This window comes from Actinoplanes italicus (genome assembly GCF_003001815.1).
GTDB classification, from domain to species: Bacteria; Actinomycetota; Actinomycetes; order Mycobacteriales; family Micromonosporaceae; genus Actinoplanes; species Actinoplanes italicus.
On record NZ_PVMZ01000002.1, the window covers coordinates 546,038 to 561,473 of the forward strand.

Here is a 15,436-nt window from a genome sequence, read left to right on the forward strand (position 1 = left end):
CCGGCGACCCGACCATCTGAGAGGGACCGAGAAGACATGAAGAGCGGCATCCACCCGGAGTACACGACCACCGAGGTCATCTGCTCCTGCGGCAGCAGCTTCACCACCCGTAGCACCGCCAAGAGCGGCGAGATCCGCGTCGAGACCTGCAGCGCCTGCCACCCGTTCTACACCGGCAAGCAGCGCGTCCTCGACACCGCGGGCCGGGTCGCGAAGTTCCAGGCGAAGTACGCCAAGGTCACTGCCGCGAAGAAGAAGTAACTGCTTCAACGGCGCCCGTCCCGGAATCCGGGGCGGGCGCCGTTCGCGTGTGAGCCGCTTCTTCCGACCTCTTGGAGAGATTCGATGAGCAACGACCGTTTGAGCACGCTTCTCGCCGAGTACGCGGATCTCGAGAAGCGGATGGAAGACCCTTCGATCCATTCCGACCAGGCTCTGGTACGGCGGGTCGGCCGCCGTTTCGCCGAGCTGGCCCCGCTCTACGCCGCCAACCAGGAGCTGGAGGCCGCACGCGCCGACCTGGCCGCCGCCAAGGAGCTGGCCGCCGAGGACCCGGGGTTCGCCTCCGAGGTCGAGGCGGTCGCCGCGATGCTGCCCGCGCTGGAGGAGAAGCTCGGCGAGATGCTGATCCCGCGCGACCCGAGCGACGCCAAGGACGTGATCGTCGAGATCAAGGCGGGCGAGGGCGGTCAGGAGTCCGCGCTGTTCGCCGGTGACCTGCTGCGCATGTACACCCGGTACGCCGAGCGCCGCGGCTGGGTGGTCGAGGTGATCGACTCGCAGGAGTCGGACCTCGGCGGTGTGAAGGACATCTCGGTCGCGGTCAAGACGCGTGGTGTGCCCGAGGGCGGTCACGGTGTCTGGTCCCGGATGAAGTGGGAGGGCGGCGTGCACCGGGTGCAGCGCGTCCCGGTCACCGAGTCGCAGGGCCGCATCCACACCTCGGCCGCCGGCGTGCTGGTGCTGCCCGAGGCCGAGGAGGTCGACATCGACATCCAGGCCGGTGACCTGCGCATCGACGTGTACCGATCGTCCGGCCCGGGTGGCCAGTCGGTCAACACCACCGACTCCGCGGTCCGCATCACGCACCTGCCCACCGGCACGGTGGTGAGCTGCCAGAACGAGAAGAGCCAGCTCCAGAACAAGGAGTCGGCGATGCGTATCCTGCGGTCCCGGTTGCTGGCCCAGGCGCAGGAGGCGGCCGACGCGGCGGCCGGCGACGCCCGCAAGGCCCAGGTGCGTACGGTCGACCGCTCGGAGCGGGTCCGCACCTACAACTTCCCGCAGAACCGGATCACCGACCACCGGATCGGCTACACCGCGTACAACCTGGACCTGGTCCTCAGTGGTGAGCTGGACGGCGTGCTCGACGCGCTGGCCGCCTCCGACCGGGCGGCCCGGCTGTCCGGCGACCCGGACGACGTCAGCCGACGGCAGTGATCACGAGCCGGCCGCTGTCCAGGCAGGCGAGGTAACGGTCGGCGCCGTCGCAGAATCGGCCCTGGGTGACCCTGATCGCCCCGAACGTGATGGTGCGGCCGGTGGCCGGATCGAGCCGGGACACGGCGTTTCGCTCCGGGTCGGGGTAGAGGCCCCGGAGCAGCATGAGCGAGCCGGTCCCGCGGTCCCGGAAGGTCACATAACCGGGAACCGAGGGCCCGATCTGGCGGCCGGTCGCCACGTGGAGGATCGCCTGGCTCGGAATCGTGTCTCCGGTGCTCATCAACAGCCGGCCCTCGCCGACCGGTATCCCGTTGAACGAGTTGCCCAGGAAATCCCAGCGCTGCTCGCCGGTGGCCGGGTCGACCGCGGAGGTGAAGTTGCCGGACGCGCCCAGGCAGATCAGCGGGCCGCAGGTCTCCGCGTAGGTCCAGCCGGGCATGACCCGCGACCAGAGACGGCGCAGGTCGTCCGGGTGGTAGGCGGTGACCTCGCTCTGCTGCGAGCCGTTGGTGATGACCAGGATCCGGCCACCCGCCGTCGTGAGCTGGCTGCCCTCGCCGCTCGCCGCCGAGACCGGGGTCCACGGCACCCTCCCGGAACTCTGGGGCCGCCCGTCGGAGAAGGCCGACATGGTCAGCTCGCCCTCGTTCGACGCGGTGACCACACGTGACGGCACGCCGGCCTCCGACAGGACCGCGACGTTCTCGGCGAGGGGCGGCGCCGCACGCTCCCAGAGGATCGCTCCGGTCCGTGTGCCGATCAACCGCAGCGTGGTCAACCGGCCGTTCTCGGCCCGCTCGAACAGCAGCAGCGAATCGCCGGTCTCCTCGCCGGTCTGCATGCCGTCGTGCTCCCACAGCTGCTCGCCGGTGACCGGATCCAGCGCGGTCAACCTGCCGCTGTGGACGTAGCTGAGGTAGCCACCATCGGGTAGCTGACGTTCGACGAGTTCCTCACCGGTGGGTAGAAGCAGCACGCCTGCCCGGGGCAGGGTCGTCATCCAGATCGGGTCACCGGGGGTGCGGCGACTCCAGCGTGTCGTCCCGGTCGCGAGATCGTGGGCGGTCAGTTCGGACTCGCCGCCGGGAACCGAGCGGTACAGGAAGACGGAGCCGCCGAGGACCGTCATGGCGTCCATGTCCGAGAACGGGGTCGACCACACCTGATGGAGCACGGGCGGGCCGGGCTGCCCGGAGCCACCGAGCGCCAGGACCGCGACGGCCGCGATCACGCCGCGGATCCAGCGGCCGGCGGCCGCCCGGTCGATTTTCCGGCGCCGGCCGCCGTCCGGATAGTCGTCCGGTCCGGCCGGGGAGTCGCTGACGTCGCCGAGATCGATCACGGCCATGGTCATGTGGGTTTCCTGCTCGCGGCCGCGGCAGCCAGTGCCGCGCTGAGTCCACGCCCGTTGGTGCCGACCTCCGACCAGCCCGAGGCGAGGCCGACCGAGGTCCCCGGCACCAGGGCCTGCCAGTTCTCGGCGGTCGCGGCAGCGCCGATCCGGCGTGACACCTCGGCCGCCTGGTTCGGCCCGGCTCCGGGCAGGACCAGGACGAATTCGTCGCCGGCGAATCGGGCGACGAAGTCACCGCGCCGCATCACCCGGTGCAGCACACCGGCGATCCGTTGCAGCACCAGGTCACCGCAGTGCCGCCCGTGCCGGACGTTGACCGTGGTGAATCCGATCACATCGCAGAGACCGACGGCGGCCCGTTCGCCGCGCGAGAGAAGGGAGTCGACGTACCGCTCGAGCTGACGGCGGTTGGGCAGGCCGGTGAGTGGATCGGTGAGGGTCTCGTCGCCGTACCGGCCCGGATCGCGATGGGTCTCCTGAGCGTCCAGGCGCGCGGCCACCCCGTCCAGGTAACCGTCGCGGAGCTGGTCGATGCGCAGCGCTGCGAGGCGGAACGCGTACCGGTCGGCGGAGTGGGCGGCGGCGTGGTCACCCGCGGCCGCGTGGCACATGCTGCGCAGCCGGGCGGGTTCCGCGGGCCCGAGCACCTCGGCCGAGACCGGCACCGCGGCGAGCATGGCCAGGGCCTGCTGCGGGCGGCCGGCCGCGATCGAGAGACAGACCGAACCGAGATGCCGCAGGTCACGGGTGCGGGCACTGTCGCCTCCGCCGGTCAGCCAGCGGGCCGCCTCGGACACGGTGGGCTCGCCGACCGCGGCACGGCGGGCCAGGGCGTAGCCGTAGACCGTGCGGCTGCCCGGCCGCAGCCGGTCGGTGGCGAGATAGCGGGACAGCTCGGCGTCCATGTCGCGCAGCACCCGCAGACAACCGTCGGTGTCGCCGTGATGGTCGAGGGCGACCGCGTTGCGCAGCCGGATGCCGGGCGCGGCGAACACCTCGGGCGCCAGCCCGGCCGCCGCACCGATCTCCCGGGCCTGCTCGACGGCGGTCAGAGCCTGGCCGTGGAAACCCAGGTAGGAGTAGGCCATGGCGAGGTCGTGCCAGCCCCAGGCCGTCTCCGCGTCCCGGTCGGGCACCGCGGCGAGCGCCCGCGCGGCCTGCACCAGGTGCGTGACGCCGCGGTCCAGGTTGCTCTGCAGATGCGCGGCGAGGGCCGCGAACGCGTGCATCTGGCCGCGCAGGTAGGGGTCGGGCACCTCGCGGACCGCCTCGACGGCCGCCGCCATCGCGGTGGGCAGCTCACCGGCCCGGCCCAGGTTGATCAGCGCACCGAAGCGCTGGACCAGCGCGTACGCCCGGGTGGCCGGATCGGTCCCGGAAGCGAGAACCCCGTCGAGGATCGGGAGGGCGAGCGCCGACTGCCCGTCCTGTTGCAGGCGACCGGCATGACGCAGGTCCTCGACGTGTTCCGCGAGCTGGTCCAACCAACCCACCAGGCGCCTCCCACGGCCTAGGCACGTCCCGCCGACGACCCCCGGCGCGCGACGTCCCATGATTATGCCGTGACACCGCGACACGAACACCCCCGCGAGGACACGGATCGGGCGCGCCTGACCCCGGCGCTGGCAGCGGCCGTCGTCGATCTCGCAAAAGCCGGAGTCGAATCGCCCCGGGTCGATGCCGAGTTGCTGGTGGCACACGTGCTGGGCGTGTCCCGGGGGCGGCTCCTGCTGATCGACTCGATCCGGGCGGGCGAGCTGGCCCGGTTCCGTGACCTGGTGGCCCGGCGCCGCGAGCGGATCCCGTTGCAGCATCTGCTGGGCACGGCCGCGTTCCGGCACGTGGAGCTCGCGGTGGGCGACGGTGTCTTCGTGCCGCGGCCGGAGACCGAGCTGCTGGCCGGGTGGGGCGCCGAGCGGACCGGGACGGGCGCGCTCGTGGTCGACCTGTGCAGCGGCAGTGGCGCCATCGCGATCGCGATCGCCGACGAGACGCGGGCCGGCCGGGTGATCGCCGTGGAACGGTCCGCGGCGGCGCTGCCGTGGCTGCGGCGCAACGCCTCGGCGTACCCGGTGGTCGAGGTCGTCGAAGGCGACGTGACCGATCCGCGACTGCTGTCCGAACTGCACGGTGCGGTCGACGTGCTGCTCTGCAATCCGCCGTACGTCCCGGACGGCACCGCGGTCCCGCCGGAGGTCGCGGAGCACGACCCGGCCGAGGCGGTGTTCGGCGGCGGCGACGGCCTGGAGGTGATCCGGCCGGTGATCGAGCTGGCCGCGGCCCTGCTCAGGCCGGGCGGAGCGCTCGGCATCGAGCACGACGACGTGCACGGCGAGGCGGTTCCGGCGCTGCTGCGCGCCGACGGGCGGTTCGACGAGGTGACCGCGCACGACGACCTCACCGGCCGTCCGCGGTACGCGACGGCCCGCCGCCGGTGGGACGCCGGATAGTCACATGGCACACTGCATCTCGTGATGCTCTACGACTGTGCCACCGTCACGGACCGGGACCGTGGCATCGCCGCCGCTGTCGAGGCGGCCAAGAGTGGCGAGCTCGTGGTGCTCCCCACCGACACCGTCTACGGGGTGGGGGCCGACGCGTTCGCCACCCACGCGATCACCCAGCTGCACCACGCCCGCGGCTCGGACCGCCGGGTGCCGCCGCCGGTGCTGGTCGGCTCCCGCCACACCCTCGACGGCCTGGTCTACTCGCTGCCCCGCGCGGCACGTGACCTGGCCGACGCGTTCTGGCCGGGCGCGCTGACCATCATCGTGGAGCACTCGCCCAGCCTGCAGTGGGACCTCGGCGACACCGGTGGCGTGGTGGCCGTGCGGATGCCGCTGCACCCGGTCGCGCTGGAGGTGCTGCGCGAGGTCGGCCCGATGGCCGTGACCACCGCCAACAAGCTCGGCGCTGCCGCTCCGCTGACCGCCGAGGAAGCCCGCGACCAGCTCGAGTACGCGGTCCGCGTCTATCTGGAGGCGGGTCCCGCCGCCGATCCCGCGCCGAGCACGATCGTCGACGTCACCGGTGACGTGCCGCGGATCCTGCGGGCCGGCGCGATTCCGGTCGAGAAACTTCGTGACGTCGTTCCGGACCTCGTCGACGGGCAGGGCTGACGCGGAGATGTTCACCGTTCTGCACGTCTGCATGGGCAACATCTGCCGGTCCCCGATGGCCGAGCGCCTGCTGGCCCGGGCCGTCCGCGAGCGCGCCGGTGACGCCGACGGCGCTCAGCTGCTGCGCAGTGTCAGCGCAGGCACCGGCGGTTGGCACGAGGGCGAACAGATGAATCCGCCGGCCGCCCGGCTGGTCCGCGCCCGCCGCGGCTCCGACGAGAACTTCCTGGCCCGCAAGCTGCGCGGCGACTTCATCGACGAGGCCGACCTGATCCTCACGGCCACCGCCGACCAGTACGACTACGTGGTGGCGCTGCGTCCCGACGCCGCCGCCCGCACGTTCGTCCTCGGTGAGTTCGGCCGCCTGCTGAGCGCGGTGGACACCGCCGCGCTGCCGCCGGCCGAGCCGAAACCCGACTCGGTCCGGGCCCGCGGCACGGCGATCGTCGAGGCGGTGGCCGTGTTGCGCGGTACCGAGCCGGCGCAGCCCGCCGACGACCTCGACGACCCGTGGGGGCGCGGCGACCAGACGTTCCAGCGGGTGGCCGACGAGATCGAGGACACCACGATGCCGTTCGCCGCGCTCCTGCTGCCGTGAACGTCTACCTGTGGCGCGACCGGATCGTCGCGCCGGACGCCGAGGGGCTGGATCGCGCGGCCGATCTGCTGCGGTCCGGTTCGGTCGTGGCGTTCCCGACCGAGACCGTCTACGGCCTCGGCGCCGACGCCTTCGACGAGAAGGCGGTCGGTGAGATCTACCGGCTGAAGAACCGGCCGACCTGGAACCCGCTGATCGTGCATGTGGTGGATGTCGCGGCGGCCCGTGCCCTCGCCGCCGACTGGCCGGACAAGGCGGAGGAACTGGCCGTCCGATTCTGGCCCGGTCCGCTCACCCTGGTCGTCCGCAGAGCGCGGCACCTGCCGGGAATCGGGGCGTCCAACGACACCGTGGCGGTCCGGGTGCCTGCCCACCCGGTGGCGCTCGACCTGCTGAGGGTCTCCGGACTGCCACTGGCCGCGCCGAGCGCGAACCGCTCCGAGGGCATCTCACCGACCACGGCCGAGCATGTGATCAGCAGCCTGCCGGAAGTCCCGATGGTGCTGGACGGCGGCCCGAGCTCGTGGGGCATCGAGTCGACAGTGCTGGATCTCACCGGTGACGTGCCGCGACTGCTCCGCCCGGGCGCGCTCGCTCTGCGGGTGTTGCGCGACGCGGTCGGCCCGATCGCGCTGCCCGTCGCGGAGACCGAGGACGGCGAGGCCCGGCCGTCTCCGGGCATGAGCCGCCGGCACTACGCGCCGCGTGCCAAGGTCGTCCTCTGCGAGGACGTGCGGGCCGTCGATCGGTCGGATCTCACCGAGCCGATCGCGGTGCTGTCCTACGAGGGGACCGACGGCACCGAAGTGCTGTCCGCCGACCCGCGGGAGTACGCCGCCGATCTGTACGCGGCCCTGCACCGGCTGGACGACCAGGGCTTTCCCACCATCCTCATCCAGCAACCGCCCGCGACCGAGGACTGGCTCGCCGTCCGGGACCGTCTGTCACGGGCCGCCGCCTGACGTCTCCGCGGTCCGGGTGATGTTGCGGGCCATCCCGTTGAAGACGATCCCGTGGAACGGCAGCACCGACGCCCAGTACAGATGCCCTCCCAGCCCGCGTGGCAGGAACACCGCCCGCTGGCGGTAGACGCTGCCGCCGTCGCCGTCGGGTTCGGCGCGCATCTCCAGCCAGGCCCGGCCCGGTACCCGCATCTCGGCGCGCAGCCGCAGCAGCGATCCCGGCTCGATCTCCTCGACCCGCCACCAGTCGAGCGCCTCGCCGACGCGCAGCCGGTGCTTGTCCCGCCGGCCGCGGCGCAGCCCGACCCCGCCGGCCAGCCGGTCCAGCCAGCCGCGCACCGACCAGGCCAGCGGGAACGAATACCAGCCGTTCTCGCCGCCGACGCCCTCGATGACCCGCCACAGCCGGTCGGCCGGCGCGCCCACCGGACGGGTCCGCTCGTCGACGTAGATGCTGCCGCCGGACCAGTCGGGGTCGCTGGGCAGCGGCTCGGCCGACGGGTTCAGGCCGGACGCGGTGGACCAGCGGGTCTCCACGTCGGCGTCGCGGATCTTGCCGAGGGCCAGCCGGACCGCCTCGTCGAAACCCAGCGGCGCGGGGCCGGGGAGCAGTTCGGCCAGGTCGTTCTCGTGTGCCACCGCCTCGTGGATCAGGCTGGCGACCAGCGGACGGGCGATGCTGTTCGGCACCGGGGTGATCAGGCCGACCCAGTGTGCGGAGAGCCACGGGCTGAGCGGGCGAACCGGGATGATGACGCGGCGGGGGAGTCCGGCCACACGGGCGTACCGCTGCATCATCTCCCGATAGGTCAGCACTTCGGCGCCGCCGATGTCGAAACCGCGACTGACCTCGGGTGGAAGGGTCGCCACGCCGATCAGGTAGCGCAGGACGTCGCGTACCGCGATGGGCTGGATCCGGTTGTCGACCCACCGGGGCGTGACCATGGCGGGAAGGCGTTCGGTCAGATAGCGCAGCATCTCGAAGGACGCGGAGCCCGAGCCGATGATCACCGGCGCCCGCAGCACCACCGTCGGCACCCCGCTGTCCAGCAGGATGCGGGCCACCTCGGCCCGGGAACGCAGATGGGCGGAGGGCCGCTCGTGGGCGGGCGGTTCCGGACCGCCGAGATAGACGATCCGATGTACGCCCGCCGCGCGCGCCGCCGCAGCGAAGTTCCGGGCGGCCTCCCGGTCGAGCTGCTCGAAGTCCGGCCGGCCCAGCGAGTGCATCAGGAAGTACGCGACGTCGACGCCCTCGAAAGCGGCCGGGAGGGTGGCCGGATCGGACAGGTCCGCCTCGACGATTTCCGTCCGGCCCGCCCACGGCACGTCCCGCAGACGTGCCGCGCTGCGGGCGAGACATCGAACCTCGTGTCCCGCCTCGAGTAGCCGGGGGGCCAGCCGCCCCCCGATGTAGCCGGTCGCGCCGGTCACCAAGCACCGCATAACACCAGAGTGTGCCCACGGACGGGGGGTCGTAAGCCATATGCTCTTGCACGTGGGCACCTTCTGGGGGCCGGACTTCGCAATGCTGGAGAGCGACGATCCGGAGATCGCGGCCGTGCTCGTCGACGAGGTGGCCCGCCAGCGGGACACGCTCCAGCTGATCGCGAGCGAGAGTTTCACGTCACCGGCGGTGTTGGCGGCGCTCGGCTCCACCCTGGCGAACAAGTACGCCGAGGGATATCCGGGGCAGCGCTACTACGGTGGCTGCGCGAATGTGGACCGGGCCGAGACGCTGGCCGTGGAGCGGGCCAAGGACCTGTTCGCCGCCGAGCACGTCAACGTGCAGCCGCACTCCGGTGCGTGCGCGAACCTGGCGGCGTACGCGGCGCTGGCCGAGCCGGGTGACGTGGTGCTGGCCATGGGCCTGCCGCACGGTGGCCACCTCACCCACGGCAGCCGGGCCAACTTCTCCGGCAAGTGGTTCCACCCGATCGCCTACCGGGTCACCCCGGACACCGAGGAGATCGACTACGACGAGGTACGCGATCTGGCGCTGGCCCATCGGCCCAAGCTGATCATCTGTGGCGCCACGTCGTACCCGCGGCTGATCGACTTCGCCCGCTTCCGCGCGATCGCCGACGAGGTGGGCGCATACCTGCTGGTCGACGCGGCGCACTTCATCGGCCTGGTGGCCGGGCGGGCGGTGCCCTCGCCGGTGCCGCATGCCGACGTGGTCACCGGAACGACGCACAAGGCGCTGCGCGGCCCGCGCGGCGGCATGATCATCTGCCGGGGTGACCTGGCGCAGCGCATCGACAAGGCGGTCTTCCCGTTTGCCCAGGGCGGTCCGATGATGCACACCATCGCGGCCAAGGCGGTCGCGTTCCGGGAGGCCGGCACACCGGCCTTCCGCGGGTACGCGAACCAGACGGTCCGCAACGCGAGGGCGCTCACCGGCGGACTGGCCGGCGAGGGCATGCGCCCGGTCACCGGCGGCACCGACAACCATCTCGCGGTGCTCGACCTCCGCGAGGTCGGCGTCACCGGGCGCGAGGCCGAGGCGCGGTGCGCCCGGGCGGGCATCGCCCTCAACAAGAACCCGGTGCCGTACGACCCGGAGCGTCCCGCCGTGGCCTCGGGTGTCCGGGTCGGCACGCCCAGCGTGACCTCGCAGGGGATGCGCGAGGGCGAGATGCTGCGGATCGCCGGTCTGATCGGCCGGGTGGTACGCGACGGCACACCGACCACGGCCGGGGAGGCGGTGATCCGCGAGGCGGCCGACGAGGTGCGCGAGATCGTCGGCGGCTTCCCGCCCTATCCGCTCGACACGGAATTGCCGGTGGATTCCGCGTTGGCGCGCTGAATCGGGCGGGGATCGAATTCCCGGCGAGATTTCCGGGAACGCGACCTTAACGAGCGCTAACGGTGCGCCGACGTGATTCCGGCGCGTTCCGGGCACGGTGATAGCGTGACGCGCCATCGGCCGCCCGGGCCGGTGATGTCGGTTGTCGGTGAGGGGTGGAGCGGTGAGTGGGGCTCCGGCGGATCCGGTTGCGAAGGATCCGCGCTGGAAGGTCGAACATCTCCCGGTCCTGACCGCGGTCTCGACGGCGTTGTTGCTGTTCGCGGTCTCGGCGGCGTTCTTCGCGGCCGGGCCGCAGGCGGCGGTGGGCGCGGCGGCCGGCGTTCTGATCGTGACGTTCAGTTACACCTTGTCCACATTGGTGATCGCCTGGGCGGATACCGTCCGGCCGGCTTTGCTGATGCCCCTCGGGATGCTCACCTATGTGGTGAAATACACGTTGTTGGGAGTCGTGCTGGCCTTCGGGGTGAGCAGCGACTGGGAGGGCAAGAAGGCGCTCGGGTGGAGCATCGTCGCCGCCGTGGTGGTCTGGACCGGGGTCCAGGCCTGGTGGGTCCACCTGCGCACCACTCGGAAGTGATCTAGGACACCTCGAACCACCTAGTCAACGTTGTGATTTTCGGGCAACCGACCACGATTCGGTGACCTCTCCGCACGTGCCGTGTTCCGATTTGGCGCGACAGGAGTACCGTGTCCAGTCAGTTGCGAGACCCCTGACGCCTGGACAACTACGGTTGTGCGGGGGGTCCCGCTTAGCTTCGTGTTTCCTGCTGATATCGTTCGGGCCGTCATGACCGGCCAGAAACCTCCCCACGATCCCCGCGGTGACAACGGTCAAAACCAGCCGCCTGACACGGGCGCAGGGATGACCGCGTTGTCATATCTCATCGCGGGCATTCTCGTCTGGGGTGGAATCGGCTGGCTTGTCGACTACTTCGTCGGAACCACGGGCATCTTCGCCGGGATCGGCGCGGTCCTCGGGGTCGCCGGTGGTGTGTACCTCATCGTGCGCCGTCTCGGCGCCTGACAGGAAAGGGCCATGGTGATCGGTCAGTCGACGGTCCTCGCGGCGGCGTTCCCGCCCAGCGTCGAGGATTTCTACCTGCCCAGCATCCTGCCGTGGGGCGAGCACAACGCCTACTGGTTCACCAAGATCACGGTCCTGGTCTGGGTGGCGGTTGCAGCGATCATCATCTTCTTCCTGATGTCGTACCGGAAGCCGCAGCTCGTACCCACGAAGAAGCAGTGGCTCGCCGAGAGCATCTACGGTTTCGTGCGGAACAACATCGCGGTCGACATGATCGGCCCGCAGGGTGTGCGCTTCGCGCCGTACCTGACCACGCTCTTCATGTTCATCCTGGTGAACAACTTCTTCGGCATCCTGCCGCTCGTGCAGATCTCGCCCATGTCGCACATCGCCTTCCCGGCCGTGCTCGCGGTGGTCAGCTACGTCATGTTCATCTGGGTCGGCATCCGGAAGCACGGCATCGGCTACTTCAAGATGGCGGTCGTCCCGAACGCCCCGCTGGGCATTCTGCCGCTGCTGGTCCCGATCGAGATCTTCTCGAACTTCCTGGTCCGGCCGTTCTCGCTGGCGGTTCGTCTCTTCGCCAACATGTTCGCGGGCCACATGCTGCTGCTCGTGTTCACACTCGGCGGCTTCGCGATGATCAACGCGAACGTGCTGCTGGCGCCGGTCTCGGTGCTGTCCTGGGTGCTCACCATCGCGATCACGTTCCTCGAGTTCATGGTGATCTGCCTCCAGGCCTACGTCTTCACGGTGCTGACGGCGAGCTACGTCCAGGGCTCGCTCGCCGACGAGCACTGAGTACCACCGCAACTCGTAACACCCCGTTGTCGTCCCGCGTGATAGTCACGCGAGATACCAGGAGGAATTGGTAATGGAGCTTCTGTCCGCCGTTGAGGGCAGCACCGCCGCCATCGGCTACGGCCTCGCCGCCATCGGCCCCGGCATCGGTGTTGGTCTGGTCTTCTCGGCCTACATCCAGGCCACGGCGCGCCAGCCCGAGTCGTCCCGCCTGACCCTGCCGTTCGTCTGGATCGGCTTCGCCGTCATCGAGGCGCTCGCGCTGCTGGGCATCGCGTTCGGTTTCATCTGGGCCGGCTGATAGTCCTTTCCACCTCGTTGGGAGGTCTCCATGCTCACCTATCTCGCTGCTGCTGAGGGCGCGACCGAGCACAACCCGATCGTGCCTGTATGGCAGGAGATCGTGGTCGGGTCCGTCGCGTTCGGTGTGCTCTGCTTCGTGCTGATCAAGTTCGTCTTCCCGCAGATGGAGAAGACGTTCCAGGCGCGGGTGGACGCGATCGAGGGCGGCATCAAGCGCGCCGAGGCCGCACAGGCCGAGGCGAACCAGCTGCTCGAGCAGTACAAGGCTCAGCTCGCCGAGGCTCGGACCGAAGCCGCTCGCATCCGCGACGAGGCCCGGGCCGACGCCGAGGGCATCCGGCAGGACGTGCTGGCGAAGGCCCGCGAGGAGTCGGACCGCATCATCGCGGCCGGCAACGAGCAGCTGTCCGCCCAGCGCGACTCCATCGTGCGGGAGCTCCGCTCCGAGGTCGGCACCATCGCGGTCGACCTGGCCAGCAAGATCGTCGGCGAGGCTCTCGCTGACGAGGCCCGCACCCGTGGCACCGTCGAGCGGTTCATCGCCGACCTCGACACGGCGGGACAGCGCTGATGACGTCGCCGAGCGTAAGCCGCGAGGCCTACGGCGAGGCGTCGGACCGGCTCGTCGCGGACACCGCGTCGGCCACGTCCGCGCAGCTGGCGACGGTTGCCGACGAGATCCTGTCGGTGGCCGGCCTGCTGCGGACGGACCTGCGCCTGCGCCGGGCTCTGACCGACCCGTCCCGGCCCGGTTCCGACCGGGCCGAGCTGATCGGATCACTGCTGTCCGGCAAGGTCTCCCAGGTCACGGTCGACTCGGTGGCCACTCTGGTGGCCGGCCGCTTCGCCCGCCCTGGACAGCTGCTGGACGCCGCGGAGCACCTGGGTGTCGACGCGCTCCTCGCTTCGGCGGAGCGGGACGGCAAATTGGCCGAGGTCGAGGACGAACTGTTCCGGTTCGGCCAGATCGCCACCGGCGACTCCGGCCTGGCCGGTGCGCTGAGCGACGCCAACGTCCCGCTCAGCGTCCGCGTTAAGCTGGTCGAGGACTTGCTGAAGGGCAAGGCTCAGCCGGCCACCGTCCGCCTCGTCGAGGTGGCGTTGACCGGCTTCGGTGGTCGTGGCTTCGCGGCTTCGCTGAACCGGCTGGTCGAGGCGACCGCCGAGAAACGCGACCGGGAGGTGGCCTACGTGACGGTGGCCAAGCCGCTCACCGACGCCGAGGAGCAGTCGCTCGCCGCCAAGCTGTCCGCGTTGTACGGGCGCGATGTGTCGTTGAAGGTGGACGTCGTGCCCGCCGTTCTCGGTGGGGTCAGCGTCCGGGTCGGTTCCGACCTCTACGACGGCACGGTCCTGCGCAAGCTGAACGCGGCCAAGCAGGCGTTCGCCTAATAGCTTTTTCCCCTCGATTCCTTATCGAGAAGCCCCCTCGGCGGCGGTGACGTCCCGAGCTAGACAGAGAAGGCAGAGGATGGCCGAGCTGACCATCTCCTCGGACGAGATCCGTGGGGCGCTAGAGCGCTACGTCTCGTCCGCCACGAGCGACCTCACCCGTGAAGAGGTGGGCGTCGTCTCCGACGCAGGCGACGGCATCGCGCACGTCGAGGGTCTCCCCTCGGTGATGGCGAACGAACTGCTCGAGTTCGCTGACGGCACCCTGGGTGTCGCGTCGAACCTCGACGTCCGCGAGATCGGCGCCGTGATCCTGGGCGACTACGCCGCCATCGAGGAGGGCCAGCCGGTCAAGCGCACCGGCCGCGTCCTCTCGGTACCGGTGGGCGACGCCTTCCTGGGCCGCGTGGTCGACGCCCTGGGCAAGCCGATCGACGGTCTCGGTGAGATCGCGAACGAAGGATTCCGCGAGCTCGAGCTGCAGGCGCCGAACGTGATGGCCCGGCAGCCGGTGAAGCAGCCGCTGCAGACCGGCATCAAGGCGATCGACGCCATGACGCCGATCGGCCGTGGCCAGCGCCAGCTGATCATCGGCGACCGCAAGACCGGTAAGACCACGGTCGCGATCGACACGATCATCAACCAGAAGGCGAACTGGGACTCCGGCGACCCGGAGAAGCAGGTCCGCTGCATCTACGTGGCGATCGGCCAGAAGGCCTCCACCGTCGCCAGCATCCGGGGCACCCTGGAGGCGCAGGGCGCGCTGCAGTACACGACGATCGTCGCGGCTCCGGCGTCCGACCCGGCCGGCTTCAAGTACATCGCCCCGTACACCGGCTCGTCCATCGGACAGCACTGGATGTACAACGGCAAGCACGTCCTGATCGTCTTCGACGACCTGACGAAGCAGGCCGAGGCCTACCGTGCCGTGTCGCTGCTGCTGCGCCGCCCGCCGGGCCGCGAGGCGTACCCGGGTGACGTCTTCTACCTGCACTCCCGCCTGCTGGAGCGTTGCGCCAAGCTCTCCAACGAGCTGGGTGGCGGTTCGATGACCGGCCTGCCGATCATCGAGACCAAGGCCAACGACATCTCGGCCTTCATCCCGACCAACGTGATCTCGATCACCGACGGTCAGATCTTCCTCGAGACCGACCTGTTCGCCTCGGGTGTGCGTCCCGCCATCAACGTCGGCACCTCGGTGTCCCGCGTGGGTGGTTCGGCGCAGGTCAAGGCGATGCGTACCGTCTCCGGCCGCCTCCGTCTCGACCTGGCCCAGTTCCGTGAGCTGGAGGCCTTCTCGGCCTTCGCCTCCGACCTGGACCGCGCGTCGCGTGCTCAGCTCGAGAAGGGCGTCCGCCTGGTCGAGCTGCTCAAGCAGCCGCAGTACTCCCCGTACTCGACCGTCGACCAGGTGATCGTGATCTGGGCCGGCACCACGGGTCAGCTCGACGACATCGCCGTCGCTGACGTGCGCCGCTTCGAGCAGGAGTTCCTGCAGTGGTTCAAGCAGCACAACAGCGACACCTACACCGCGATCGAGTCGACGAACCTGCTGAGCGACGACAACATCGAGAGCCTGAAGTCGGGCGTCGTCGAGTTCAAGAAGTCGTTCCAGGGCGGTAGCTAGG

At 70.4% G+C, this 15,436-nt stretch carries 17 protein-coding genes; 14 read left to right on the plus strand and 3 right to left on the minus strand.

The features are described from left to right. Positions 1-36: 36 nt before the first annotated feature. Both rpmE and prfA read left to right on the plus strand, forming a co-directional pair. Positions 37-261: a 50S ribosomal protein L31 gene (rpmE, locus tag CLV67_RS06510; protein WP_106316215.1), complete on the plus strand. Its 225-nt coding sequence runs from the start codon at positions 37-39 to the stop codon at positions 259-261. A gap of 84 nt (positions 262-345) precedes the next feature. Next, positions 346-1,440 (plus strand): peptide chain release factor 1, encoded by a 1,095-nt coding sequence (gene prfA, locus CLV67_RS06515; protein WP_106316216.1) that lies wholly within the window; start codon positions 346-348, stop codon positions 1,438-1,440. Here the strand turns inward: prfA and CLV67_RS06520 are convergent. Beyond that, positions 1,424-2,797, minus strand: a complete 1,374-nt coding sequence (locus tag CLV67_RS06520) for an outer membrane protein assembly factor BamB family protein (RefSeq protein WP_106316217.1) — start codon at positions 2,795-2,797, stop codon at positions 1,424-1,426. The genes prfA and CLV67_RS06520 overlap by 17 nt on opposite strands. Next, positions 2,794-4,290: a GGDEF domain-containing protein gene (locus tag CLV67_RS06525; RefSeq protein WP_106316218.1), complete on the minus strand. Its 1,497-nt coding sequence runs from the start codon at positions 4,288-4,290 to the stop codon at positions 2,794-2,796. Before CLV67_RS06525 ends, CLV67_RS06520 begins: the two co-directional genes overlap by 4 nt. A gap of 69 nt (positions 4,291-4,359) precedes the next feature. Between CLV67_RS06525 and prmC the strand changes: the two genes are divergently transcribed. From prmC to CLV67_RS06545, 4 genes are read left to right on the plus strand one after another with little or no spacing between them, the layout of a single operon-like run. Further along, positions 4,360-5,247, plus strand: a complete 888-nt coding sequence (gene prmC / locus CLV67_RS06530; RefSeq protein ID WP_106316219.1) for a peptide chain release factor N(5)-glutamine methyltransferase — start codon at positions 4,360-4,362, stop codon at positions 5,245-5,247. A gap of 24 nt (positions 5,248-5,271) precedes the next feature. After that, a complete protein-coding gene (locus CLV67_RS06535; RefSeq protein ID WP_106316467.1) occupies positions 5,272-5,916 on the plus strand; it encodes an L-threonylcarbamoyladenylate synthase in 645 nt (214 codons plus the stop codon). Positions 5,917-5,923: 7 nt separating this feature from the next. Beyond that, the gene (locus CLV67_RS06540) at positions 5,924-6,514 is read left to right on the plus strand and encodes an arsenate reductase/protein-tyrosine-phosphatase family protein (RefSeq protein ID WP_106316468.1); all 591 of its coding nucleotides are present in this window, start codon (positions 5,924-5,926) and stop codon (positions 6,512-6,514) included. Continuing rightward, positions 6,511-7,476 carry an L-threonylcarbamoyladenylate synthase gene (locus CLV67_RS06545; protein WP_239166000.1) on the plus strand — a complete coding sequence of 322 codons (966 nt, stop codon included), beginning with the start codon at positions 6,511-6,513 and terminating at the stop codon, positions 7,474-7,476. Before CLV67_RS06540 ends, CLV67_RS06545 begins: the two co-directional genes overlap by 4 nt. Here CLV67_RS06545 and CLV67_RS06550 read toward each other — a convergent pair. Further along, on the minus strand, positions 7,459-8,922 hold the full coding sequence (locus tag CLV67_RS06550; RefSeq protein WP_106316220.1) for an SDR family oxidoreductase: 1,464 nt from the start codon (positions 8,920-8,922) through the stop codon (positions 7,459-7,461). The two genes, CLV67_RS06545 and CLV67_RS06550, sit on opposite strands and share 18 nt — an antisense overlap. Before the next feature lie 52 nt (positions 8,923-8,974). Between CLV67_RS06550 and CLV67_RS06555 the strand changes: the two genes are divergently transcribed. The 8 genes from CLV67_RS06555 to atpA all read left to right on the plus strand — a co-directional run bounded on the left by CLV67_RS06555 (position 8,975) and on the right by atpA (position 15,435). Beyond that, positions 8,975-10,285 (plus strand): serine hydroxymethyltransferase, encoded by a 1,311-nt coding sequence (locus tag CLV67_RS06555; protein ID WP_239165999.1) that lies wholly within the window; start codon positions 8,975-8,977, stop codon positions 10,283-10,285. Between the two features lie 163 nt (positions 10,286-10,448). Further along, a complete protein-coding gene (locus tag CLV67_RS06560; RefSeq protein WP_106316223.1) occupies positions 10,449-10,865 on the plus strand; it encodes a hypothetical protein in 417 nt (138 codons plus the stop codon). A gap of 210 nt (positions 10,866-11,075) precedes the next feature. Then, positions 11,076-11,312: an AtpZ/AtpI family protein gene (locus CLV67_RS50945; protein WP_146168997.1), complete on the plus strand. Its 237-nt coding sequence runs from the start codon at positions 11,076-11,078 to the stop codon at positions 11,310-11,312. Positions 11,313-11,327: 15 nt separating this feature from the next. Continuing rightward, complete coding sequence (gene atpB, locus CLV67_RS06565; RefSeq protein ID WP_106316470.1) at positions 11,328-12,113, plus strand: F0F1 ATP synthase subunit A; 786 nt, start codon at positions 11,328-11,330, stop codon at positions 12,111-12,113. A 73-nt stretch (positions 12,114-12,186) separates the two neighbouring features. Beyond that, entirely contained in the window at positions 12,187-12,414 is a 228-nt protein-coding gene (locus CLV67_RS06570; RefSeq protein ID WP_106316225.1) for an ATP synthase F0 subunit C, read from the plus strand. A 30-nt stretch (positions 12,415-12,444) separates the two neighbouring features. Continuing rightward, positions 12,445-12,987, plus strand: coding sequence for a F0F1 ATP synthase subunit B (locus CLV67_RS06575; RefSeq protein ID WP_106316227.1), 543 nt, complete (start codon positions 12,445-12,447; stop codon positions 12,985-12,987). Continuing rightward, positions 12,987-13,808 (plus strand): F0F1 ATP synthase subunit delta, encoded by an 822-nt coding sequence (locus tag CLV67_RS06580; RefSeq protein WP_106316228.1) that lies wholly within the window; start codon positions 12,987-12,989, stop codon positions 13,806-13,808. The genes CLV67_RS06575 and CLV67_RS06580 overlap by 1 nt, the downstream gene beginning before the upstream one ends. 79 nt (positions 13,809-13,887) lie before the next feature. After that, entirely contained in the window at positions 13,888-15,435 is a 1,548-nt protein-coding gene (atpA, locus tag CLV67_RS06585) for a F0F1 ATP synthase subunit alpha (protein WP_106316229.1), read from the plus strand. Position 15,436 lies beyond the last annotated feature (1 nt).